This window comes from Paenibacillus pinistramenti (assembly GCF_005869875.1).
Taxonomy (GTDB): Bacteria; Bacillota; Bacilli; order Paenibacillales; family Paenibacillaceae; genus Fontibacillus; species Fontibacillus pinistramenti.
On sequence record NZ_VAWG01000011.1, the window covers coordinates 63,527 to 87,362 of the forward strand.

The 23,836-nt window shown below is 54.4% G+C and carries 24 protein-coding genes; 19 read left to right on the forward strand and 5 right to left on the reverse strand.

The features are described from left to right. Positions 1-213: 213 nt before the first annotated feature. From FCN15_RS13425 to FCN15_RS13465, 9 genes are all read left to right on the forward strand, one after another. Positions 214-936, forward strand: a complete 723-nt coding sequence (locus FCN15_RS13425; protein WP_138495505.1) for a DUF1361 domain-containing protein — start codon at positions 214-216, stop codon at positions 934-936. A 95-nt stretch (positions 937-1,031) separates the two neighbouring features. Then, entirely contained in the window at positions 1,032-1,319 is a 288-nt protein-coding gene (locus tag FCN15_RS13430; RefSeq protein WP_138495506.1) for a Dabb family protein, read from the forward strand. Positions 1,320-1,367: 48 nt separating this feature from the next. Continuing rightward, a complete protein-coding gene (locus FCN15_RS13435; protein WP_138495507.1) occupies positions 1,368-1,790 on the forward strand; it encodes a DUF86 domain-containing protein in 423 nt (140 codons plus the stop codon). Positions 1,791-1,900: 110 nt separating this feature from the next. Next, positions 1,901-2,299 (forward strand): YtxH domain-containing protein, encoded by a 399-nt coding sequence (locus FCN15_RS13440; protein WP_138495508.1) that lies wholly within the window; start codon positions 1,901-1,903, stop codon positions 2,297-2,299. Positions 2,300-2,461: 162 nt separating this feature from the next. Beyond that, positions 2,462-3,289, forward strand: coding sequence for a glutamate racemase (gene racE, locus FCN15_RS13445; RefSeq protein WP_203232145.1), 828 nt, complete (start codon positions 2,462-2,464; stop codon positions 3,287-3,289). A gap of 218 nt (positions 3,290-3,507) precedes the next feature. Continuing rightward, positions 3,508-4,443 (forward strand): M14 family metallopeptidase, encoded by a 936-nt coding sequence (locus FCN15_RS13450; RefSeq protein ID WP_138495510.1) that lies wholly within the window; start codon positions 3,508-3,510, stop codon positions 4,441-4,443. Between the two features lie 51 nt (positions 4,444-4,494). Next, complete coding sequence (locus FCN15_RS13455) at positions 4,495-4,737, forward strand: YkvA family protein (protein WP_138495511.1); 243 nt, start codon at positions 4,495-4,497, stop codon at positions 4,735-4,737. 115 nt (positions 4,738-4,852) lie between these two features. Beyond that, positions 4,853-5,155 carry a HesB/IscA family protein gene (locus FCN15_RS13460; protein ID WP_138495512.1) on the forward strand — a complete coding sequence of 101 codons (303 nt, stop codon included), beginning with the start codon at positions 4,853-4,855 and terminating at the stop codon, positions 5,153-5,155. A gap of 24 nt (positions 5,156-5,179) precedes the next feature. Then, a complete protein-coding gene (locus tag FCN15_RS13465) occupies positions 5,180-5,416 on the forward strand; it encodes a YuzB family protein (protein WP_138495513.1) in 237 nt (78 codons plus the stop codon). Between the two features lie 39 nt (positions 5,417-5,455). Here FCN15_RS13465 and FCN15_RS13470 read toward each other — a convergent pair whose 3' ends face one another. Further along, entirely contained in the window at positions 5,456-7,528 is a 2,073-nt protein-coding gene (locus tag FCN15_RS13470) for an LTA synthase family protein (RefSeq protein ID WP_420819578.1), read from the reverse strand. Between the two features lie 121 nt (positions 7,529-7,649). Beyond that, positions 7,650-8,795 (reverse strand): THUMP domain-containing class I SAM-dependent RNA methyltransferase, encoded by a 1,146-nt coding sequence (locus FCN15_RS13475; protein ID WP_138495514.1) that lies wholly within the window; start codon positions 8,793-8,795, stop codon positions 7,650-7,652. A 115-nt stretch (positions 8,796-8,910) separates the two neighbouring features. On the opposite strand from FCN15_RS13475, the gene FCN15_RS13480 reads away from it, so the two are divergent. After that, entirely contained in the window at positions 8,911-9,540 is a 630-nt protein-coding gene (locus FCN15_RS13480) for an O-methyltransferase (RefSeq protein WP_138495515.1), read from the forward strand. A 21-nt stretch (positions 9,541-9,561) separates the two neighbouring features. Here FCN15_RS13480 and FCN15_RS13485 read toward each other — a convergent pair whose 3' ends face one another. Beyond that, complete coding sequence (locus tag FCN15_RS13485) at positions 9,562-10,779, reverse strand: MFS transporter (protein WP_138495516.1); 1,218 nt, start codon at positions 10,777-10,779, stop codon at positions 9,562-9,564. 147 nt (positions 10,780-10,926) lie between these two features. Here FCN15_RS13485 and hemE point away from each other — a divergent pair, with 147 nt between their 5' ends. The 9 genes from hemE (at position 10,927) to FCN15_RS13530 (ending at position 21,074) form a co-directional block, all read left to right on the forward strand. After that, a complete protein-coding gene (gene hemE / locus FCN15_RS13490) occupies positions 10,927-11,991 on the forward strand; it encodes a uroporphyrinogen decarboxylase (protein ID WP_138495517.1) in 1,065 nt (354 codons plus the stop codon). Positions 11,992-12,022: 31 nt separating this feature from the next. Next, positions 12,023-12,970 (forward strand): ferrochelatase, encoded by a 948-nt coding sequence (hemH, locus tag FCN15_RS13495; protein WP_138495518.1) that lies wholly within the window; start codon positions 12,023-12,025, stop codon positions 12,968-12,970. A gap of 5 nt (positions 12,971-12,975) precedes the next feature. Further along, the gene (gene hemG / locus FCN15_RS13500; protein ID WP_138495519.1) at positions 12,976-14,394 is read left to right on the forward strand and encodes a protoporphyrinogen oxidase; all 1,419 of its coding nucleotides are present in this window, start codon (positions 12,976-12,978) and stop codon (positions 14,392-14,394) included. Positions 14,395-14,621: 227 nt separating this feature from the next. After that, on the forward strand, positions 14,622-15,947 hold the full coding sequence (locus FCN15_RS13505; RefSeq protein WP_238996684.1) for a CapA family protein: 1,326 nt from the start codon (positions 14,622-14,624) through the stop codon (positions 15,945-15,947). Between the two features lie 124 nt (positions 15,948-16,071). After that, positions 16,072-16,848: a glycerophosphodiester phosphodiesterase gene (locus FCN15_RS13510; protein WP_138495521.1), complete on the forward strand. Its 777-nt coding sequence runs from the start codon at positions 16,072-16,074 to the stop codon at positions 16,846-16,848. Positions 16,849-16,852: 4 nt separating this feature from the next. Beyond that, the gene (locus tag FCN15_RS13515) at positions 16,853-17,479 is read left to right on the forward strand and encodes a fumarylacetoacetate hydrolase family protein (protein ID WP_138495522.1); all 627 of its coding nucleotides are present in this window, start codon (positions 16,853-16,855) and stop codon (positions 17,477-17,479) included. A 3-nt stretch (positions 17,480-17,482) separates the two neighbouring features. Continuing rightward, positions 17,483-18,358 (forward strand): DUF92 domain-containing protein, encoded by an 876-nt coding sequence (locus tag FCN15_RS13520; protein WP_138495523.1) that lies wholly within the window; start codon positions 17,483-17,485, stop codon positions 18,356-18,358. 145 nt (positions 18,359-18,503) lie between these two features. Further along, positions 18,504-19,070 (forward strand): TetR/AcrR family transcriptional regulator, encoded by a 567-nt coding sequence (locus FCN15_RS13525; protein WP_138495524.1) that lies wholly within the window; start codon positions 18,504-18,506, stop codon positions 19,068-19,070. A 30-nt stretch (positions 19,071-19,100) separates the two neighbouring features. Beyond that, positions 19,101-21,074, forward strand: coding sequence for an ABC-F family ATP-binding cassette domain-containing protein (locus FCN15_RS13530; protein ID WP_138495525.1), 1,974 nt, complete (start codon positions 19,101-19,103; stop codon positions 21,072-21,074). Positions 21,075-21,133: 59 nt separating this feature from the next. On the opposite strand, the gene serS is transcribed toward FCN15_RS13530, so the two are convergent. Together serS and FCN15_RS13540 are read right to left on the reverse strand one after the other, a co-directional pair. Next, positions 21,134-22,447 carry a serine--tRNA ligase gene (gene serS / locus FCN15_RS13535; RefSeq protein ID WP_138495526.1) on the reverse strand — a complete coding sequence of 438 codons (1,314 nt, stop codon included), beginning with the start codon at positions 22,445-22,447 and terminating at the stop codon, positions 21,134-21,136. A 354-nt stretch (positions 22,448-22,801) separates the two neighbouring features. Next, positions 22,802-23,833 (reverse strand): M42 family metallopeptidase, encoded by a 1,032-nt coding sequence (locus FCN15_RS13540; RefSeq protein ID WP_420819575.1) that lies wholly within the window; start codon positions 23,831-23,833, stop codon positions 22,802-22,804. Positions 23,834-23,836: the final 3 nt, after the last annotated feature.

The window sequence follows — 23,836 nt, forward strand, 5'->3', positions numbered from 1 at the left end:
AGACCTTTCGGTTTGACTGATGCCTTTTTTATATTTCAAAATTTACTTGTAAGACTCGGCCATTCTGTTTGAGCGGAGGCAGCACGGGGAATGAAACAGTGTAACTTAAGCGCCGGCTTAGGCGTTATATGAATAAAAGTTATATGAATAAAATAGGAATAAACCGCCCTGACGGGCAATTAATGGGTTTGTCAAACAGCATAAGGAGGAGCAATGAGAACGAAATCGGAACTTCGTTATCCGGCAAAATGGATAGTCATCCTTGTTCTAGCCATTATTTCGGTAATATGCGTGAAGCTTGTATATGATCTTCAGCTTGCGTCAGGCCGCAGGCCTTACAGGTTTATTTTCTGGAATGTATTTCTCGCCTGGCTCCCGGCAGCATTTATGGTGCTGATGGACTGGGCGCTGCTTCTGCCGGCCGGGCGGTTCAGGCAGCTGGCGGCGTCGGGATTTTTCGTGCTGTGGCTAGTCTTTTATCCGAATGCCGCATACCTCGTAACCGATCTGCTGCATGTGTTCGTCAATTATCCGGTGAACCCTGAAGCGAGATTCTGGACGGTGATGCCCTTCTGGGATCATCTGCTGGCTTTGTTTCTGACGGCGGTTCTAGGCTTGCTGCTCAGTTCCTTCACACTGCTGTCCATTCACACGGAGGTCCGGCGGCGCCTGGGCTCTGCAGCGGGCTGGGTGTTTGCCTGCCTCATGCTTGGAATCGGAAGCTTCGGCATTTATATCGGCCGGTTCATCCGGTGGAACACTTGGGATTTGTGGCAGAATCCGCGGATGATTGCCCGCGATTTGCCGGACCTGGTGTTTGCTGCCGGCCAAAGGTCGTTTGCCGCTCATTTTTGCATAAAACTCTTTATGGTGACCTTCATTTTCTATACGGCATTATATTTCTTCGGGTATCTTCATGCTGACCGCCGCGGATAGCCCTCTTTCGCCGCTGGCATCTATTTAAACAGATATGATATATTTTGGTCAGGAAATTTTGGTTCAACCACTAACCTGTAAAGGATGAGGCACTCATGATCAAGCACATCGTACTATTCAAACTGAAAGATAACTCGCCGGAAAGTGTGGAGAAGACCTTTGCTGTGCTTAACGGCATGCAAGGCAAAGTCGAGCAGCTGGTTGATCTTCATATCGGTAAAAATATTGTCAATACTCCGCGTTCCTATGACCTTTCCCTTGAAGCAACTTTTCGTACGCTGGACGATCTTCAAGGGTATCAGGTGCATCCCGAACATAAGAAGGTAATTGAGCACATGACCGAAGCGCGGGAGTCCCAGACGGTTGTGGATTACGAATTCTAACTGCCGGGAGGCAGCCGCAGCAGACAGACATGCTAGAGGGGGACGCACATGTATTATGTCAATCGTGAACAAATCGATTTGAGGCTGAATGTTTTGCCTGAAATGATTCAGGTGCTGGACAAGTCCTCGCAGCATTCCAGCCATGATGTGCTTTACCGCTATGCGGAAGAGAGAGCTCTGCATTTGGCGCTTGAAGTAGTCACGGACGTGGGGAGCTATCTGATCGACGGCTTCATTATGCGCGATGCCAGCAGCTACGAAGATATTATGGACATCATCCACGATGAGCAGGTGATCGGGGACGAATTGTATGCTGTGCTGAAAGAGCTCGTGCGTCTGCGCAGGCCGCTGGTGCAGGAATATTTCCTGGACGCCGCCGGACGTCAGACGGATACGGCCCGGCTGACTGGCGCGTTAACTGAATTTGCGGCACAGGTCCGCAAGTATCTGGAGCAGGAGCTCGCTTATTAAAAATGTTTGCCCCAATTTGTGACCGGTCAAGCCCATCCTGCTTATAATGTATTAAACATTAGGCATTCGCCCGGAACCGTAAGCGGGCGCCGCCGCATAAGGAGAGATGGATGATGGGCAAATCGGGTAAAAATTTTCTTTGGGGTGCTGTAATCGGAACTGTGGCCGGATCGGTAACGGCCCTGCTGTTTGCACCTAAGCCAGGCAAGGAGCTGCGTCAGGATATCGCTGAAGGCGCCAAGACGGCAGCCGAGAAGACCCAGGCAGCGGCAGGCAAAGTCAGTGAGCAGAGCAAAGAGCTTTACTCCCGGATCAAAACAGCCGCCGGTAACTTGGTGGAGGATGTGCAGTCCCGGCTGGGTAAAGATAAATCGTCCGAGCAGGATACAGCCGTTCCAGCAGCCACTGAGGATGAAGGAATAGAAGAAGATCTCTCCGAGGAAACTCTGGAGGCTGATGCCGCAGAGGAGATCGAGGAGGAAAGAAGCCCGGAAGTTACGGTGAAGTAAACAGCAGACGGTTTCATCAGCGGGGCTTCCGGAAGGAGGCCTCTTTGGTTTGCCAGCTTGTCCATCTTGCAGGAAACGGCAGACCAGCCGCCGCCGGTACCCTTTAAGCGGGACCGGCATAAAGTAACGGAGAGCAAGATAAACCTAAGTAAAGGAAGCGGTATGTTCGTGCATCAAGCCATTGCCATATTGGACTCAGGAGTGGGCGGACTGACAGTCGCCAAAGAGGTGATGCGCCAGCTGCCCCGGGAAAAAATCATTTATTTTGGAGATACGGCCAGAGCGCCATACGGTCCGCGTACTCCCGAACAGGTCCGCTTTTTTACCGAACAGATTGTAGATTTTCTGATTCAATTTCATCCGAAAATGGTCGTGATCGCCTGCAATACCGCGACGGCCGCCGCCCTTGACTTTATCTCGGATAAACTGCCGATTCCGGTAATTGGCGTCATTCATCCCGGAGCCCGCGCTGCAATCAGCGCCACCAAAACCGGGCATGTCGGGGTAATCGGCACGGTGGGAACGATCCAAAGCGGAGCCTACCTGGCAGCACTTAAGGAGCTTTCCCCATATATTGAGGTCATCAGCGAGGCCTGCCCGGATCTGGTGCCTCTCGTTGAACGCGGAGAATTCGATACGGATCACACAAGGGATGTTGTCCAGCGTTCCTTGTCGCGTATGAGTCAGAATGATATTGACTGCCTGATTTTGGGCTGTACGCATTATCCGTTTCTGCGCAAAGCAATCGGAAAGGTCATGGGTCCGGATGTAAAGCTGATCAGCTCAGCGGACGAAACGGCGCGTGAAATCAGCACGGTGCTGTACCAGAAAGGCCAGCTTGCGCGGGGCATGGAAACGCCGATTCATCAATTTTTCTGCAGCGGGGATGAAGTGAAGTTCCGGCAGATTGCCCGGGAATGGCTGGGCGAAGAAATTCATCTGACGCCCATCGTTTGGCATGTGGGCCGGATGGCGGACGATGGCAGATAGGGACCAGAGCAGATAAGAACCGAATCAGATAAGAACCGAATCAGATAAGAACCAACGCTGGCCCTGCTGCCCGTTACCGGGCACAGGGTGTTCCCCTTAATGTTCTGCTGCCTCGTATAAGATTTTGCAGTTTATGAATTGAAAGCGTTTACTTTAACAAGGTTATATCGGACAACAACGCCGTCATACAGTTTAGCAAAGAGGTGGAGGTGTTAGGCATGATCATACCCCATTACGGGAACAGCCCGGACAGGATCGTTCATATTGCCGGTCAAAAGTTCAGATATGCCGAATTTTGCCAGCAGTGCAGCAGACTGCAGCAGGAATACGATGTGCTGAAATTTGCTTCGATCGGCCAAAGCGTCCTGGGCAAACCGATCTGGTGCGTGCGCATCGGAAAAGGCTCGCGTCATATCCATATGAATGCGGCTGTCCATGCGAATGAATGGATAACCTCGGTGCTGCTGCTGCATTTTCTGGAGGACTATGCTGCAGCGCTTCAGGGCCGGCCGAAAGACGCCGGAATGAGCGTCCGGCAGGCGGAGGCCTGGTACCGTGACTATACGCTGTGGGCGGTACCGATGGTTAATCCGGACGGCGTGGATCTGGCCCAGAACGGAGCCGTCCACTGCGGGGCTTACCAAAGCAGGCTGCTGGCGTGGAACGAACAGTCCCCTGATTTCTCCCGCTGGAAAGCAAATATCCGGGGAGTGGATTTGAATGACCAGTTTCCGGCATTCTGGGAGGAGGAGCGGGAGCGGCGCGGGGTGGCGGAGCCGGCCCGGCAGGATTACAGCGGACCTGAGCCGCTGAGCGAACCGGAAGCGGCAGCTCTGGCTGCGCTGACGAGAGAGGTTCCGTTTGAGAGGGTGCTGTCGCTGCACAGCCAGGGGAAAGAAATTTACTGGAATTACCGGGATTACGAGCCGGAGGAAGCGGAGCAGATGGCGGAGCAGCTTGCTGCAGCGGGACATTACCGGGCCGTCAAGCTTGGAGGCAGCGATGCCGGGTATAAAGATTGGTTTATTCAGGAATTCCGCAGGCCGGGCTTTACCATTGAGGTGGGGGAAGGAATAAATCCGCTGCCTGCCAGCGATTTTGACGACATTTATAAGGACGTATCGGCCATCCTTGCGGGGGCCATGTCCTTCTAGCTTTTCGAAAGCCCGGAAATGGGGTATCCTATCTTTATAGGAGGGATAACCATGAAGTGGAGAAAGATCTGGTCGGTCCGGCGTTGGATTCACGTCTTCAAAAGAGTGCCCGGGCTGCTGTTCTCCCCCCGGGTTCCCTGGATGGACAAGCTGCTCCTGCTGGTGCCAGCCGTCCTCTATTGGGTGCTTCCTGATGTGCTTCCCTTTATTCCGGTTGACGATATGGCCGTTACGCTGCTCCTGATGAACTGGTTTGTGGACAGGGTAGAGCGGCGGAACCCCAGCCTCCGATAAACGATGTACTTGAATTGTCATGGATTGGCTGGGGTTTGTCCTTGCGAAGCCCAGGCGGATTCTTTACAATAGGAATGTTAGTTCATGTTATTTCAACCGGACAGGAGCGAGAACGATGAGCGTTAAGATTACCCGCAATGCGGCGAAAGTGATAAAGAGAGAGCTGGATAAAGAAGAGAACAAGGGAATGGCGCTTAAAGTTTTCGTTACTCATGCTCACGGCGACCATGCCCACTACGGTCTGGATTTGGTCAAGCCGTCTGAAACGGACACTGTAGTGCCTACAGATAAAGAAATTGATGTTGTGATCGACCTGAACGAGCCGTTCTTGAGCGGGGTGAAGATTGACTATCTTTATTTCCCGGAAGAGGGATTTGTCATTACGAATCCTTCCCAAGGCAATCATGGCGATCATTGATCAATAAGAAATAGAGGAGAGATCATGGCCAACGATATTCGCATATGCGATAAATGCAATTTTACCCGTATGAAGACGATTTTGCCCAAGCTGCAGAAGATGGCTCCCGACGCAGACATTAAGGTCGGCTGCAAATCCTACTGCGGCCCCTGCGGCAAGCGGGCGTTTGTTTATGTCAATGGACGTTATGTCAGCGCTCCAACGGAAGAGGAAGTGCTGGCTAAGGTAGAGCCTTTTATCAAGAAACCTGTGCAGTCCTAATAAGTGCATATTCCAGGTAAAAATAAACAAAACGGCATCCTAAGGGGTGCCGTTTTGCTGTTCAAATTCTTTGATTAAGTCGTAAGTAACCGTCTGATCGGAAATTTCCAGCCGTTTCTGGGCTTCCGTATTCTCCGCCCTGCACTGCTCAATGCCGACCTGCTCCCCGCTTGCTTCGCTGTAGCAGGTCCCGTTCTCGAACAAGCCGTCCGGTGAAGGGATATAGTGCAGTCTGCTGTCTGTAAAAGCGCCGGTGCGCAGCACCACAAGATGGTTCGGATTGCCGTCGAACATATTGCTTCCCATCATATACTTGGCTGCAGTCGAGATGCCGAGCAGATGCAGAAGGGAAGGGGCGAGATCCAGCTGGCCCTCGGCTTCGGTATAGGTGCCCGCCATTTTGCCGTCAGGGAGATGGATGAACAGCGGCACCTGATTCATGATTTTGTGCATGTCGAGCTCCGTAAGGCTGCGGCCGAGGAATTTTTCATAATCCGCCTGGCCGGTCAACGAGTTGTCATGGTCTCCATAGATGCACAGTATCGTATTATCCCACAGCCCCTGCGCCTTCATCAGCTCCACCAGCTCGCCGATCGCTCCGTCCACATAATGCACGGCTTCGAGATAATCGCCAAACATAGTCCCCTCAAAGGAACCGACGTCAAGCGTCTGCTCTTTCTCCGGCAGCGAGTAGGGATGATGGCTGGATAACGTGATCATAAAGGAATAGAAAGGCTGCTGCTCGGCGGCAAGTTTGGCCAGAGACTGCTTGAAGAACGATTTATCGCCCAAAGACCAGCCGAGCGGCTCGTCGATCAGGTAATCTTTCTTGCTGAAGAATTGATCATATCCCATAGACTGATACATGGCGAGCCGGTTCCAGAAGCTGCTGTCATAGGCATGAAAGGCGAAAGCATGATAGCCGGTATCCTTCAGGATCTGCGGCAGGACATCAAACTGATGATCGGCAAACCGGGTGAACACCGAGCCGCTTGGCAGCGGATGAAGGGAGGCGTTGGATGAAAAATCCGCATCCGAGGTCCGCCCCTGGCCGGTCTGATGGTAATAGTTCGAGAAATACAGGCTGCTCTCGCGCAGCTTGTTCAGGTTAGGCGTCACTTCCTGTCCGCCTATCTTCCGGCCGATCATGAAGTTCATCAGCGCCTCGGTTTGAATCACAATGACATTGCTGCCCTGGTAGGCCCCGAAGGACGCGTTGCGGACGTCCCGGCTCTGCCCGGCCTGACTGAACCAGTCCTGAATGTCTTGCTTCTGCTCGGCGCTCAGAGGATCGCCACCGATATGATCTTTGGCAAACCGGTATACATCATAGACATGGAACCCCAGCAGTCCCGTGACATTGTACAGCGACATACTCCAGTAATTGCCCGTCAGCAGCCCTTGCGCCCAGGAGCTTGTGTAATGCTTGATGGGGCCGATGGACAGGCCAAGTCCCAGCACCAGCACGGCCAATCCGTTAGAGGCCCGGACCACTCTCTGCCTGAAGCGCAGGCTTCTCTTCTGACCAAGGGGCCCAATATTCTCTATGCGCTCCATGCGTGGAGCGGCCGATCTAACAGCGGATAACGAAGGAACCAGTGATGGGGACAACCCCTCGGACAAGGGTGAAGTCTTGACAGTCCGGAGGGCGATCCGTCTGCTGATTCCTTTTAAAGTCGGGAAGCCGATGAGCATCACGGCCCAGTCTGCGGCAAAACGCAGATCCGTCCAGTGAAGCAGGGACTTGATGCTGTCGCCGAGCTCGCCCACCTGACCGGCCTGGAGCAGCACAGGGAGGGTAATAAAGTCCTGGAAATAGCGGTAATAGATGAGATCGGAATAGATCAGCGCGGTAAGCAGGACATCCAGTACGATCAATGCGATGATTTGTCCGCGCACAGAGAGCCAGAGCGTCCAGAAGGAGGCCGCCATCAGCGAGCCTATTGCGATGACGAAGTCCAGCCTGTTCATGTCGATATAGCGGGCATGAAGATGTGAATGAAGGTACCACAGCTTCAGCACCATGACGTACAGGAAGAGGAGATAGCTGCCATATCTCCAGACGGAGAGCAGCCGTTTTCTTGCAGGCAAACCTAAAGAAGAATCAATCATTGTCGGCACAGCCGCTCCTTTCCAAGAAAAATAACCCCACGTCGTGGGGCCGGATGAATCAATAATCCGATTAAATCAGGTCCATCCAAAAATAGCAGGGCGCCGGTCAGGCCGGCTCCCTTTAATCCCGGTTTCTTGGCGGAAGCGGGCCCAGATACTGATAATACTGGCACTCAATCCGTCCGTTAAACAGCTTGCGCCGCTTGTCCGCCGGGCGGCCGAAGTCCTTCTCGAAAGTCGGCGTAGGGCTGATTGTAAAAAAGGACCAGGTCGGCATTTCGGCGTACAGCCGCCCCAGCTGGGTGATCAGCCTGCGGATTTCCTTCTCCTCGCCGATCCGTTCGCCGTAAGGCGGGTTCGTGATCAGGCAGCCGTATTCGCCTGTTTTGGTCATGCGCACGGCTGGCGCGGCATGGAATTTGATCTCCTTGGCAAAGCCCGCTGCCTTCGCGGCAGCTTTAGCGATCTCAATCGCTTCAGGATCAATGTCGCTGCCGGTGATTTCGAGCGGGATGGAGTCATCCACCGCGTCAAAGGCTTCTTCCCGGGCCTGTTCCCAAAGCTCCTCGGGAATGACCGGCCAGTTCTCCGAATTGAAGGAGCGGCGCAGTCCCGGCGCGACGTTCCAGCCGATCATAGCCGCTTCGATCGGAAGCGTGCCTGATCCGCAGCACGGATCATAGAAGGGGCGCGACGGGTTCCAGCGGCTGAGCTGAATCAGCGCTGCGGCAAGGGTTTCTTTGAGAGGCGCCTCGGTAGCGTGCTTGCGGTAGCCCCGTTTGTGGAGGCCTGCGCCTGTGGTGTCGAGCGTCAGCAGAGCCACATCGTTCAGCAGAATGACTTCAATGACGTATCTCGGGCCGTTCTCCGGGAACCATTCGGTGTGGTAAGTGCCCTTCAGCTTCTCGACAATCGCTTTCTTAACGATGCCCTGGCACGCAGGAACACTGCTGAGCTGCGATTTGTGCGACCGGCCCTCCACCGGGAATTCGCCGTTCGCCGGAATGAAGTCCTGCCATTCCAGCGCTTTCGTGCCTTCGAACAGTTCGTCGAAGGTGCGGGCTTCGAACTCGCCCATATTGATCAGCACCCGGTCCGACGTGCGCAGCCACAAATTGCAGCGGCAGATGTCGATCAAATCCCCGGGGAAGGAGACTCGTCCATTTTCCACTTTAATATCCGTATATCCCAGTTCTTTTAACTCCCGGGCGACCACAGCTTCTAGTCCCATCGGGGCTGTGGCGATTAGTTGCAGTTTAGCTGCCATGAATGTTCTCACTCCGTTTACACTTGTAGGGATCGTCCAAAAACCATACAATTTAGTATAGGGGAATGTTTCCCAAGATACAAACCGAATTTGCTTAGTGATCAAGGAGGATACGGTGATTACACCTGAACAATACAGTGAAGAGCTCTACAAGGAAGATGAAGTGCTGGTGAATGTCAAACATTCACTGGAAGAGGCTGGAATCCAGGATGTTTCGGTGGCGGCCGGATACGGGCGGCTGCTGACGATGCTGGTCCGCATGTCCGGAGCGAAAGCGGTGCTGGAAATCGGCGCGCTCGGCGGCTACAGCGGGATCTGTCTGGCGCGCGGCTTTACCGCCGGGGGACGGCTTGTCTCCCTCGAAATCAGCGAGGTTAACGCCGGGCTGGCCGGCCGGAATATGGCTGCTGCGGGCTTTGAGGGCGTGGCACAGTATATGGTGGGCCCGGCGCTGGACAGCATGAACATACTGGAGCAGCGCGGCGAGCGGTTTGATTTATTTTTTATTGATGCTGACAAAGGCAATTACGTGAATTATTTGGAAAAGGCGATTGCTTTGGCCCATCCGGGAGCCATTATCGTCGGCGATAATACACTGCTGCGCGGCCGGACGCTGAATCCGGAGAAGAACGGGCCGTCTGTTCAGATTATGCGCAAGTTTAATGAGCAGATTGCTGCTGATCCCCGCCTGATGAGCACCTTCCTGCCGGCTTATGACGGGCTGGCGCTGGCGATTGTCAAGTAGAGCCGCCGTCATCTTTATAAATCAGCGGGGTGCAGCGGCTTTATCGATTTTTCTGCGGTACAGGCTCATCCTCACCCATACGGTATTAAAGAGCATTAAAATGCCTGAAATGATGAACAGCCCCTCGATTCCGATAAATCCGGACAGAAAGCCGCCAATGAGGGAGCCCAGCATATTGCCGAGGGCCAGGGTACTGCTGTTAAAGCCGAAGGCCCGGCTCTCCATCCCGTCAGGCGTATAGAACCGGATCAGGGCGTTGACGCTTGGCAGAAGCCCGCCCATGCACACCCCCATCAGAAAGCGGATGCCGGCAAGCTGCCAGACCGACCCTGCAAAAGCTTGGGGAATCATCGTCACCGCCGCTCCGATTAAGGCGAATGTCAGAATCTTATGCGCTCCGACTTTGTCGGAATATTTGCCGAGGAGCGGGGAGGCGATCATGTTGGACAGCCCGGTAACTGCGGTCACGAAGCCGGCCCAGAACGGCAGGTTCACAGCAGAACCATGCAGCTTCTCGACATAAAGCGGCAGGATCGACATCGGGCTGATCATGGCGAACTGCAGCAGGAACGTGACCGCGAACAGCGCCGGAAGCTGCGGCGTTTTGGCCAGCTCCCGGAAGCCGGCGATAACGGAAACCTCGTCTTTCTTCGCTGCTTCGACCCGGTTAAATTTCTCTTGGACGAGGAGAAGGGCGAGCAGCGATGCGCCGAAGAGCAGGGCTCCTGTAATGTAGAAGATTGGGCGGTAGCCGACCCTGCTGGCGAGCAGTCCTCCCATAAGCGGCCCCAGAATGGTACCGGCTACGGTGCCGGATTGGATGCTTCCCATGGCAAACCCCATATTTTTCTTGGGAGTCGTGCTTGAGATCAGGGAGATGGCGGCCGGGTTAAAGCCGGATATCGTACCGTTCAGAAGCCTAAGGAGGAGCAGCTGCCAGGGGGCGGTGGCGAAGCCCATGAGGGTAATGACGACGGCCATGCCGAATCCGGAGCGGAGCAGCATGATTTTTCGGCCGTATTTATCTGCAAGCTTCCCCCATAACGGCTGGAACAGAAACGAAGTAGCAAAGTTGGCGCCGAAGATAAGTCCCGCCCACAGGCCGAGGGCTTTTTCCCCGTGCACATGCAAATTCTGGGACAGATAAAGAGATAGGAATGGGGTAATCATGGTCATCCCCGAGTTGACCATAAACGCGCCGAACCAGAGCACGAGGAGGTTGATTTTCCACGAATTCAAAGGGCTGCACTTCCTTTCTCTGCCGGATTATGTGTATCTGCAAGATTCGGAGAATTGTCAAGGCTTGCAAGCTTGTGATGGTTGTTACTTACTTTTAAAAAGGGCATAATGTAATTTAGGGATTCTTTTATGATGGAGGCAGTTCTCATGACATACAATGACCGTTTTATTCGCGCCTGCTTGATGCAGGAAGTGGATCAGCTCCCGGTCTGGTACATGCGCCAGGCAGGCAGATATGATCCGGATTACCGCAAGATCAAGGAACAATACAGCCTTCTTGAAATATGCAGACAGCCCGAGCTGGCAGCAGAAGTAACCATGATGCCGGTCAAGAAACTGGGCGTGGACGCTGCTATTCTGTATTCGGACATTATGAATCCGGTCGCTTCGATCGGAATTGATTTCGATATTGTCAAAAATATTGGTCCAGTTATCGATAACCCGATCCGGACCTCAGCAGACATCGAACGGCTGAAGCCGATTGACGTGGAAGGCGATCTGCCGCACATTCTGAAGACGATTGAGATTCTAAACCACGAGCTGGATGTCCCGCTGATTACTTTTGCAGGGGCTCCTTTTACGATTGCCAGCTATTTGATTGAAGGCCGTCCTTCCAAAAGCTACATCCGCACCAAAAGCATGATGTACGGCGAACCGCAGCTGTGGCACCGGTTAATGGACAAACTCGGCGACATGGTCATCGCTTATCTCCGCGCGCATGTGGCGCACGGCGGCCAAGCGTTCCAGCTGTTTGACAGCTGGGTCGGAGCGCTCGCTCCAAAGGACTTCGAGCAGTATGTGCTGCCGACGATCAAACGTATTTTTGCCGAACTTCAGGATTTGAATGTGCCAAAAATATATTTTCCAGGCGTCAGCTCCGGCGAGCTGCTGCCTCTTCTGACTGAGCTGCAGGCGGATGTGATCGGCCTCGACTGGCGGGTATCCATTGCTGAAGGCCGCAGAAGACTCGGAGGCAGACATGCGGTTCAGGGGAATCTGGACCCTTACATCTTGACCGCGCCTATGGATGTTATTAAACGCCAGGCGGCGGCGATCATCGACGAGGGCATTCAGGAGCCGGGGTATGTATTTAACCTTGGCCACGGCCTGTTCCCGGAGGCATCGCTTGAGAAGCTGCATGAGCTGACGCAATTCATCCATGAGTATTCTGCTGAAGCGATCCGCAAGCGCAAATCTACTTATGAACGTTAATTGAACTCTAACCCTTAAAGGTGGTAATTCTATGACTAAGAAAATCGGCGTGCTGGTCATGTCCTACGGAACTCCGGCCAGCATGGATCAAATTGAAGCGTACTACACCCATATCCGGAGAGGAAACCGCCCTTCCGAGGAACAGCTCAAAGAGCTGACCGACCGCTATGAGGCGATTGTCGGCGGCGTTTTCCCGCTGCGGGCCAATACGGATCATCAGGCCGAGTCCCTCCAGCAGGCGCTGAACAAGCTGTCAGCCGAAGGCAAAGCGGACGCCGAGTTTGTCTGCTATCAAGGGCTGAAGCATACCTCGCCGTTTATCGAAGACGGAGTGGAGCAGATGGCCAAAGACGGTATCAAGGAAGCGGTCGGCATCGTGCTTGCTCCTCATTATTCCATAATGAGCGTCGGCAGCTATATCAAGCGGGCGGAGGCGAAAGCCGGTGAGCTTGGCATATCCATGAAATTTGTGAAGGAGTATCATCTGAATCCTTCCCTGATCGAAGCGATCAGCCGCAAGGTGTCAAGCAAACTGGATCTCTTTGAGGAATCGGGGGCCAAGCGGGATCAGGTCCGTGTCCTGTTCAGTGCGCACAGCCTGCCGGCAAGAATTCTGGACATGGGCGATCCTTATCAGGATCAGCTGCTTGCTACGTCCAAGGCTGTTGCCGAGAAACTCGGGATCACCCAGTGGCAGTTTACGTGGCAGAGTGCCGGCCGGACGGCAGAACCGTGGCTCGGCCCGGACATTCTGGATACGCTCAAGTCCCTCAGCGCTGAGCAGGTTGAGGACGTGCTGGCAGCGCCGGTCGGCTTTGTGTCCGACCACCTCGAAGTGCTGTACGATCTGGATATTGAAGCGAAGGCGATCGCCAAAGAGCTGGACATGCGGCTTGAACGGATTGACATGCTGAACAGCGACCCGCTCTATATACAGGCATTATGCGAATCCGTATTTGATGTCATGGAAAAGGAATGATCGGGATGAGCGAATCTTCTTCAAGCAGCGTTCTCATCATTGGCGGGGGGCTGACGGGCCTGAGCACTGCATTTTACATCCGCAAGTTTTACCGGGAGAAGGGACTCCGTCCGCAGATTACGGTTCTGGAGAAAAGCAGGGTGCTGGGCGGCAAGATCGAATCGCTCCACCGCGACGGCTTTGTAATTGAGAAAGGGCCGGATTCCTTTCTGGCCCGCAAGACGGCAATGATTGATCTGGCCAAGGAGCTGGAGCTCGATCATGAGCTTGTGCAGCAGAATCCGCAGTCCAAGAAGACCTACATTGTCAGCCGTGACCGCCTGCATCCGATGCCGGGCGGCCTGGTGCTCGGCATACCAACGGAGCTGAAGCCTTTCTTGAAGACAGGGCTCATTTCCGGCAGGGCGAAGCTCCGGGCTTTGATGGATTTTATGATTCCGGCGCGCAAGACGGCCGGCGACGAATCGCTGGGACATTTTATTGAACGCCGGCTTGGTTCAGAGGTGCTCGAAAATGTGACCGAGCCTCTGCTTGCCGGTATTTATGCGGGCGACACGCGGCATCTGAGCCTGCAGGCGACTTTTCCCCAGTTTGGTGAAGTGGAGAAAACCTACGGCAGCCTGATCCGCGGGATGATGACAGGTCGCAAGCCGGTCGAGACGCATACGGGCACTAAACGCAGTGCGTTTCTTACGTTCCGCCAGGGCCTGCAAAGCCTGATTCACGGCCTGATTCATGACTTAAATGATGTGGAGCTCCGGACAGAAGCGGAAGCCGTTTCTTTTGCAAAAACAGCCGGCGGCGGTTATGAAGTCACTCTGGCTGACGGTGAGAAGCTTCATGCAAGCGATCTTGTTATAACTTCCCCGGCTTATGCGGCAGCGGACTTCCTCCGCGGGCATGTGGATACCTCGGCGCTTGAGGCGATCAACTATGTATCGGTGGCCAATGTCGTGCTTGCGTTCGACAAACAGGAGTTCGGCGAGACCTTTGACGGCTCCGGGTTTCTTGTTCCGAGAAAAGAGAAGCGTAACATCACCGCCTGCACCTGGACCTCGACAAAGTGGCTGCATACCAGCCCGGACGACAAGGTGCTGCTGCGCTGCTACGTCGGCCGGTCGGGCGAGGAAGAAAATGTCTTTCTGCCGGACGAGGATTTAACCGGGCTTGTGCTTAAAGATCTCAAAGAACTGATGGGCCTCAAAGCGAAGCCGCAGTTTGTGGAGATTACGCGTCTTCCGAAGTCCATGCCCCAGTATCCGGTCGGGCACTTAGAGCATCTCAGCCATTTTGAGCAGGAGCTCCGAGGCAAGCTGCCCGGTGTTTATGCAACCGGAGCGGCGTTTAGAGGCGTCGGGCTGCCAGACTGCATCAAGCAGGCGAAAGAGCTTGCCGAGGCGATGGCTTCCGGCAGATCTATCTGATCGAAGCGGCCTGCCGCATTGAATTTCATACTTAAGAACTGTGTAAATAGAACCCTTTGCTCCGGCAGGGGTTCTATTTGTTCTTGGCTTGCTGGTATAATAACATCAGTTTGGTGTAAAGAGATTAAGCTTAGATCAGGATTAAGGAGTGAACCATGTACCCGCCGAGATCAGAGAAAAACAAGCATGAGAAGAAACAGAGACAGCAGCGGCAGAACAAGGTCTGGATGATTATAAACTTAATGCTCATTGTCGCGGTTTGTTTGGTTGGCCTTTATGTGTATTATAATTCCGATAATAATGCGGCTTCCGATTTGGGGCAGCCGCAGGCTGAATCTTCCAATGCTGCAGGAGGCAGTGAAGCGCCGTCAGCCGAAAGCTCCGCAAGCAGTGCCGGTACGGCTTCCGAGGATTCGCAGCAGGCGGCTCCATCAGCTGCAGGCAGTGAAGCGGATGCCCCGGCGGCTTCCTTGCAGCAGGGAGGAGCAGGGAATGCTGCTGCAGCGTCAGCAGACGGGACGGCAAATGCTTCCGCCGGCGCTGAAGGGAACCAGTCCGGTTCACAAGGTGACGCGGCTTCAGCTTCGCCTGAGGATGCAGGCGGCTCGCTGGTGCTTCATTTCGGGGGCGACACGTTATTCTCCGGCAAGGTGGCAGATAAGCTGGGCACCGAAGGCTATGATTTTCCGTTCCAGTATGTCAGCAGTTTGTTCCAGCAGGATGATCTGACGGTCCTGAATCTGGAGACGCCGGTAACGGACGGCGGAGTAGGTGCTGCGGATAAGCAGTATGTGTTCAAATCTTCGCCGAAGGCTCTTGAGGCTATGGCCGCAGCCGGGGTGGATGCCGTCAATCTGGCCAACAACCATACTCTTGACCAGGGTGAAGAAGGACTGCTGGATACGCTCGATCATTTAAAATCGGCCGGTATTGCTTCCGTTGGAGCCGGAAGTGATGACGATCAGGCCTATGCTCCTTATTATGTGGAGAAGAAAGGCATTAAAATTGCCTTGTTCGGCTTCAGCCGTGTGCTGCCGAAATCTGATTGGGCTGCCGGAGCCGGGCACCCGGGCATTGCAAGCGTGTATGATCCGTCACGGGCTTATGCCGCAGTCAAGGCGGCCCGGCAGAAGGCGGATGTGGTCATTGTGGTGACGCACTGGGGGAAGGAACGCGTGCAGCAGTATGATGATACCCAGCAGTCGCTCGCCCATGGATTGATTGATGCGGGCGCCGATCTGGTGATCGGCGGCCATCCGCATGTGCTTCAGGGTTTGGAGCAATATAAAGGGAAGTGGATTGCTTACAGCACAGGCAACTTTATCTTTACCCGTTCTTCTGCCGCCAAGACCTGGGAAACTGCGCTGTTTGAGGTTCGCTGTACGAAAACGGGCAGCTGCAGCATGAAGCTGGTTCCTTACGACGCAGAACTGGCTCAGCCCGTCCCGATGGATGCCGCAGCCGGAGCCAAACTGCTGCAGGAGATTCAATCCCTGTCTCCGGGGGTAACCGTTGACAAGGCAGGGAATGCGGCGGCTGCTGCGAATCCTTAAACAATTCTTTTACCAGACCTGAAGAATGGTTAATGAAGAACATAAAGAATAATAGGTAACAGGTGACGTTATTGGAGGAGAATCGTTTGAAGTCGCCGTCCTTGAAGGAAAGGAGCGGTTTGAAATGAACCGTTTTTGTGCCGCCCACAGAGGCTATTCCGGGATAGCGCCTGAGAATACGATGGCAGCGGTGCGGATGGCCATGGAAGAGCCATGCGTAACCTGGATGGAAGTTGATGTGCAGATGTCCAAGGATGGGGTTCCTGTCATTATTCATGATTTTTCGGTTAACCGGACCACGAATGGACGGGGATTGGTCAGAGAGAAGACGCTTGACCAGCTGAAGAAGCTGGATGCCGGAAGCTGGAAATCCCCTTTTTACGCGGGAGAACGAATTTTGACGCTGGATGAGCTTCTTGACACCGTTAAAGGAAGATTGAAGCTGGATCTCGAAATAAAAACGCAGGGCGGAATGTATCCCGGACTAGAGCGGAAGATCGTTCAGGCTGTAAGAGGCCGCAGGATGGAGCAGGACGTAGTGCTGACTTCATTTGATACTGCCTCAATCGGCAAAGTCAGGGAAGAGGATGCAGGGATTCAAACCGGTCTGATCGCAGGGCGGAAGACGCCGGAGCTGCTGAAGAAGCTCAAAGATATGGGATGCAATTTCCTGTCCATGGCGCACAGGAAGATTGATGCCCGGCTTGTCGATGAAGCAGAGAAGAAGGGGGTCAAGATCATCGCCTGGACGGTTGACCGTCCCCAATCGATGCTCAGGCTGGCTGCCCTGGACCGGAAAATTATAATTTGCACGAACAAACCCGCCGTGTTCCGTGAAACCTTCATTGAACCGCAGGCGATCAAAACAAAAGTCAAATGGTGGAGACTGGGAGGCAGATAAGTTTATGATTCGAAATGTGTACTGCGTTGGAAGGAATTACAAGTTGCATGCGGAGGAACTGGGCAACGATGTTCCTTCCGAACCGATGATCTTCCTCAAACCTAGCCATGCGGTAGTCAAAGCGGACGGACAGACGCTGATTATGCCGGCTGACAAGGGTGAGATCCATTACGAGGCCGAGCTGGTGATCCGGATCGGACGTGCCTATGAGAAGGGCATGGCTGTACAGGAATTGGTGGATACAGCGGCGCTGGGGATTGATTTTACACTGCGGGATGTCCAGAACATTTTGAAGAAGAAAGGCCATCCGTGGACGGCGGCGAAAGGCTTCCAGAGCTCGGCTCCGGTTACTTCCTACTTCGCACTTCCGGATCAGGAGCAGCTGGAGAGTAAAGACTTCACCCTTCTGCTGAATGGGGACGAGGTTCAGCGCGGCAATGTGAAGAATATGATCTTCTCCCTGCAAAAGATTGTCGATTATATCGCGGAGAACTACGGGCTCGGAGAAGGAGATCTGATCTTTACCGGCACGCCTGAGGGAGTGGGACCGGTCAAAACCGGCGATAAGCTTGAACTGGCCTGGGACGGGGAAATTCTCGGTTCCTGTGTCATCGGCACCCGGGAAAGCTGATCCGTGCTTCACTGGCTGATCGGATTTGCCGGAGCGGCTGCCATTGCCGGCCTGGCCTATTTAAAGGGTTCGTTATCGTTATCCGGGATGATGTCGGCTGTCATCATGGGAACGATTTTTTACGGGGCAGGCAGCGCGTTTTGGTTCGGCCTCCTGCTTGTCTTTTTCATTAGCTCAACCCTGCTCTCCAGATGGAAGAAGGAACGTAAGCACGAGCTGGAGCAATCCTATGCCAAAACCGGCCGCAGGGATGCCGGGCAGGTCTTTGCAAACGGCGGGCTTGGCATGCTTGTTTGTCTGGGATACGTCATCGCACCAGATCCTTTGTGGATCTATGCGTATATAGGTATTATGGCCACCGTCAATTCGGATACGTGGGCTACCGAGCTGGGCAGTCTGAGCCGAAAGCCGCCCCGCTTTGTGCTGACCGGCAGAGTAGTGCCGAAGGGCACGTCGGGCGGCGTTTCGCTGCTGGGCAGCTGCGCTGCTTTGGCCGCCGGCTGCTGCATCGGGCTGTCCGCCTGGCTGCTCCTGCAGCTTGGCGGCGGTGCCGGCGGCAGTCAAGGCGCCAGTATCAGTGCAGCCACAGACACAGTCACCGCCATAGGCGCAGGCGCTGTGTCGCTGCCGGGGCTGCTTCTGCTGGGAAGCGCCGGCGGATTTGCCGGGGCATTAGCCGATTCCGTGCTCGGCGCCACGGTGCAGAAGATGTACCGCTGCCGGGTATGCGGTCAGCTGGTGGAAGTGAAGCAGCACTGCGGTCAGCTGACGGAGCGGGCTCGGGGCTGGCGGTGGATGACCAATGATGCGGTGAACTTGATCAGCTCTGTTGCAGGCGGGCTGATTGCCTTGTGGCTGGGCTGGAGCTTGGGCTCCTGACCCGGCCTGGCTTTTTTTGAAGCATTACGGCCTGCGCACACGCTGCACAGATTTAGACGTTAGACGTTAGACGTTAATCGTTAATCGTTAGATTTTATAGGAACAATAATCTGTTATAGGATCAGTAATCTTTAGGGAGGACGGAATGAGGGAGCTTCAGGCGGAGAAATATGAGGCGATTTTAGATGCGGCCTTTGAGCTGTTTGGCACCCACGGTTTCTATGAAACCAAAATATCGGACATCGCCGAGAAGGCCGGAATCGCCAAAGGCACGGTTTATCTGTATTTTAACAGTAAAGAGAAGCTGTTCACGGCGGTTTCCAAGCGGGATTTTGACCTGTTTCTGGATAACCTGCGGGAAGGGCTCCGGAAGTGCGGATCGCTGGAAGAGTGCCTCCGGTTTATTGCTGTTCATCACCTGACCTATTATTATGAGCGGAAGAACCGGACAAACCTCTTCTTTCGGGTGCCGAACAGCGATCCGGAGCTCATGCGGAGCATGGAGATTTTTTTAAAGGAGTACAATACGATGTTGACCGAAGTGCTTGAGAAGGCGGGCATTCCGGAAGAGCGGCTGCATGCCAAAGCCTACATCGGCATTCTAAATGAGCTCAAAATGGATATTTTATTTAATCCAGACTATTCGGATCAAGACCTTAAAATGAACATTCAGTTTGCAAGCCGTTTATTCATGCGCGGCTGTTTAAAATAACGATCTGTGGCGGGAAGGCAAGGAGAACAAATGAACATATTAACGGCGGAAGAGCTGTCCAAAAGCTATGGTGAGAAAGTATTATTCGAGCGTGCTTCCTTCGGGATGGAAGATCAGGATAAAATCGGGCTTGTCGGCGTAAACGGCACGGGCAAGTCCACCTTTTTGCGGGTGATTGCCGGACTGGACAGTCCGGACGAAGGCAAGGTAGCCGTTAACAACGGCGTCCGCATCCGGTATTTGGCTCAAAATCCCGACTTTGACCCGGATATGACGGTCCTGCAGCAGGTTTTCCGGGGCGAGAGCGAAGAGCTGCGCAGCGTTTATGAATATATGGAGACGTTAAGACAGCTGGAGCAGGGCGGGGAAAATGGCGCTTTGCAGGAGAAGCTGGCACGGCTTGGCCAGGAGCTGGACCGTCTGCAGGCCTGGCAGCTGGAGAGTGAAGCAAAGAGCGTCTTGTCCAAGCTGGGCATTAAGGATTTTACTCGAAAAATGGGAGAGCTCTCCGGCGGGCAGCGCAAGCGCGTCGCTTTGGCTTCGGCGCTTATTCAGCCCTCCGAGCTGCTGATCCTGGACGAGCCTACGAACCACATCGACAACGACTCGGTGGCCTGGCTGGAGCAGTATTTGCAGAAGCGCCGCGGCGCGCTGCTGATGATTACCCATGACCGCTATTTCCTTGACCGGGTATGCGACGTCATGCTGGAGCTGGATCAGGGCAGGCTGTACCGCTATGAAGCGAATTACAGCCGGTTCCTGGAGCTGAAGGCTGAACGCGAGGAAAGAGAAGCTTCGGCGGAGCAGAAGCGGCAGAACCTGCTTCGGAATGAGCTGGCCTGGATCAGACGGGGGGCAAAAGCCCGGTCCACCAAGCAGAAAGCCCGGATTGAGCGCTTTGAGAAGCTTGTGGAGCAGGAGCCGGCGGCGCGTTCGTCATCGCTGGATATTTCGGTCGCCTCGTCCAGGCTGGGACGCAAAATTCTGGAGATCTCCGGACTTCATTACGAGGTTGAGGGCCGGACGCTGATTTCGGATTTGACTTATACCGCGGTGCCGCAGGACCGCGTGGGCATTATCGGGCCGAACGGCAGCGGCAAGTCCACCCTGCTGAATCTGATTGCCGGACGCCTGCAGCCCGGCCGCGGATCTATTGAGCTGGGACAGACCGTTAAGCTGGGGTACTACACCCAGGAGCATCAGGAAATGAAGGCCGAGCAGCGGGTTATTGAATACATCAAGGAAGAAGCGGAGGTAGTGACAACGGCCGACGGTTCCCGGATTACGGCATCGCAGATGCTGGAGCGTTTTCTGTTCCCTTCAGCGATGCAGTGGACGCCGATCGGCAAGCTGTCAGGCGGAGAGAAGCGGCGGCTGTACCTGCTCCGCGTGCTGATGGGTGCGCCGAACGTGCTGCTGCTCGACGAGCCAACGAATGACCTGGATATCCAGACGTTAAGCGTGCTGGAGGCTTATCTGGATGAGTTCCCGGGCGCTGTGTTCACGGTTTCCCATGACCGCTATTTTCTGGACCGCACGGTTGATAAAATTATGGCATTTGAAGGCGGAGGCACCGTGGCTGTCCATGTCGGCAATTACAGCGAATACGAGGAACGTGTTGGCAGCATAAACGCCAAGCCGAAAGACCAGACAGCCAGTCCACATGTTAAAAATACAGCTGTTTCTTCCGGCAGCCAAAACGGCGGCGGCAACGGCCAAAGCACAGCAGGCGGAGGAAAGGATTCTTCTTCCTCCAGAAGTGAGAAGCTCAAATTCAGCTATAATGAGCAGCGCGAATATGAAGCGATTGACGGCCTCGTTGAAGCCGCAGAGAAGGAGCTTGAGCGGATTCAGTCGGAGATGGAAGGCGCGGCCAGCGATGCCCGCCGGCTGCAGGAGCTGATGCAGCAGCAGCAGGAGGCCGAAGCCGAGCTGGAGCGGCTGATGGAACGCTGGACTTATCTGAACGAACTGGCAGAGAAGATTGAAGCCCAGCGGGGCTGAACATAAACAAACGGCGGAGCCTGAATCAGGCTCCGCCGTTTTGTTTTGCCGGGTATGCCTTACTCCCGTGTTTCGGCAAGAAGATCATTACAAACAGGCACCAGTCTGTCCCGGCCGCCCATATAGGGCCGTAACGCCTGCGGCAGATATACCGAACCGTCCTCCTGCTGGTGATTTTCCAGCAGCGGGATCAGAATGCGCGGCGCTGCGATCGCTGTATTATTCAGCGTATGGCAGAATTTTAGGCTGCCGTCCTCATCCCGGTACCGGATATTCGAGCGGCGGGCCTGAAAGTCGCGCAAATTCGACGACGAGTGGGTTTCCCCGTAGCTGGCGCGGCCTGGCATCCAAGTTTCGATATCGTACTGCTTATAGGTTTTCTGCGACATGTCTCCGGTGCATACCGCCATGACCTTGTACGGAAGTTCCAGCAGCTGAAGAATTTCTTCAGCACTCACAGTAATCTCCTGAAGCAGCTGCTCCGAGAGGCGGTCATCGCTGCGGCACAGCACCACCTGCTCGACCTTTGAGAACTGATGGACTCGGTACAATCCCGCCGTGTCCCGGCCCGCCGATCCCACTTCGCTGCGGAAGCACACCGATAACGAAGCGGCCTTGACCGGCCCTTTTGCCAGATCGACAACGTCTCCGCTGAAATATCCGATGAGCGGAACCTCTGATGTCCCGACGAGAAAGCGGCTCTCACCTTGTATAGGGTAAGTCTGATCCTCACCCAGCGGGAAAAACCCGGTGTTCACCATTGCCTCCCGGCCGACCATTAATGGAACCTCATAGAAATCAAAACCTTTGCGCTCCAGTACATCAAGCGCCAGCTGCTGAACCGCCCGCTGCAGGCGGAAGCCGTCGCCTTTCAGGTAATAATGGCGGTTTCCTGCTACTTTAACTCCTCGTTCAATGTCCAAAATGCCCAGGTTTCTGCCGAGCATCACGTGATCCAGTGGCTCAAAATCAAAGGCAGCGGGAGCTCCCCAGCGCCGGACCTCTACATTATCTGCATCCGATCGCCCGATAGGCGTATCATTCGATACGATGTTCGGAACGAGCAGCATCAGCTGTTTATACTTCTCATCGGCCTCATTAAAGCGGATTTCTGCTTCCTGGAGCGCCCCTTTAATGTCCGCTGCTTCATTTCTGAGAGCTTCGGCCTCAGCCCGTTTCTTTAGAAGCATGGCGGAATGAATCTCCTCCGTAATCTCATTTCGCTGCTGTCTCAGCCGTTCCATTCCGGCCAGAAGTTGTCGCCTTTGACCGTCCCATTCGAGCAGTTCAGCTACCGAAAGGCCGATCTGCTTGTGGTCCGCAGCAGCTTGTACTTCCTCCGTATGTTCCCGAATCCATTTCATGTCCAGCATTTACACCGTCTCCTTTTTTTGTGAAAATACAAAAAGCGCCCTCGTCTTATGGGACGAGGAGCGCTTGTACTCGCGGTGCCACCCAATTTGACCCTGTTTGACAACAGGATCCGCTTTGGTTCCGCGATAACGGGCGGTGCCGGTTAACTTAGGAGAGAGCGAACGGCAGAGAACCGGAAGCTCTCTCTTAGCGAGAACGCCTCCGGGTTGGATGCCCTTCACTGGCGTGATCCGATATGATTTGTTAGAAAGTATACTGGATAACCGGGAGCTGTGCAAGAGTGAATCGCTTAACGGGTTATCCTCAGCTGCTCCGCCAAGAGATATAACCGGACTAAGTCATATGCTCAGGCCTTACGCATTCACGTATGCGCCAAGCAATCGCGCCGTATTGATCACGGCCTGCTTTGTGGTCCGCTCCATCGCGTGAGAGGCATGGACACCCGGGCCGATCAATGCTGCGCGGATGTTATGGCCGGCACGAAGGGCCGCCGAAGCATCTGAGCCGTACTGCGGATAAATATCGACGGCATACGGGATATTTTCCTGCTTCGCCAGTTCAATTAGTTTGCTGGTCATATGGTAATCGTAAGGACCGCTGGAATCCTTGGCGCAGATGGAGACATCCGTTTCCTTGCAGGCGAGGTCTTCACCTATACAGCCCATATCCACTGCAATCATTTCCTCGATTCCCTCCGGAATGCAGGCAGCCCCATGGCCAACCTCCTCATAGTTGGAGATCAGCATGACCACTTCACGCCTTGGTTTCCAGCTCCCTGACGATGCCGCTTCAAGCAGACCGAAAAGGGCGGCGACGCTGGCCTTGTCATCGATATGGCGGGATTTCACAAACCCGCTGTCCGTAACGACCGCCCGCGCATCAAAAGAAATAAAGTCGCCGTTCTGAATCCCCAGCTTCAGCACATCGTCTTTGCTATTCACGAGCTCGTCAATGCGAACCTCCATGTTCTTCTCGACACGGGGGAACTCGCGGGCGTCGCTGTACACATGGACGGATGGATGCGTGCTCATAATGGTCCCGGTATAAACTTTCCCGCCGCGGGTATGAATCCGGCAGTATTCGTTCTCGATGCTCTGCATCATGAAACCGCCGACCGAAGTAATAGCGAGCGTGCCGCGCGGGGTAACCGAGCGGACGATAGCCCCCAGGGTATCTACGTGGGCGCTAAGGCAGAGCGGATTTGAACTGTCGGCACCCTTTAACCGCAAAATGGCTCCGCCCTTGGCATTGCGCTCAAACGGAATGCCGAGCTTGTCCGCCTCCTGCTCAATCATTTCAATAATATGGTGCGTGTAGCCGCTGGGACTTGGGGTGTCGAGCAGCTGCTTCAGAAAAGTAATGACGTATTGTTCATTCACATTCATTTC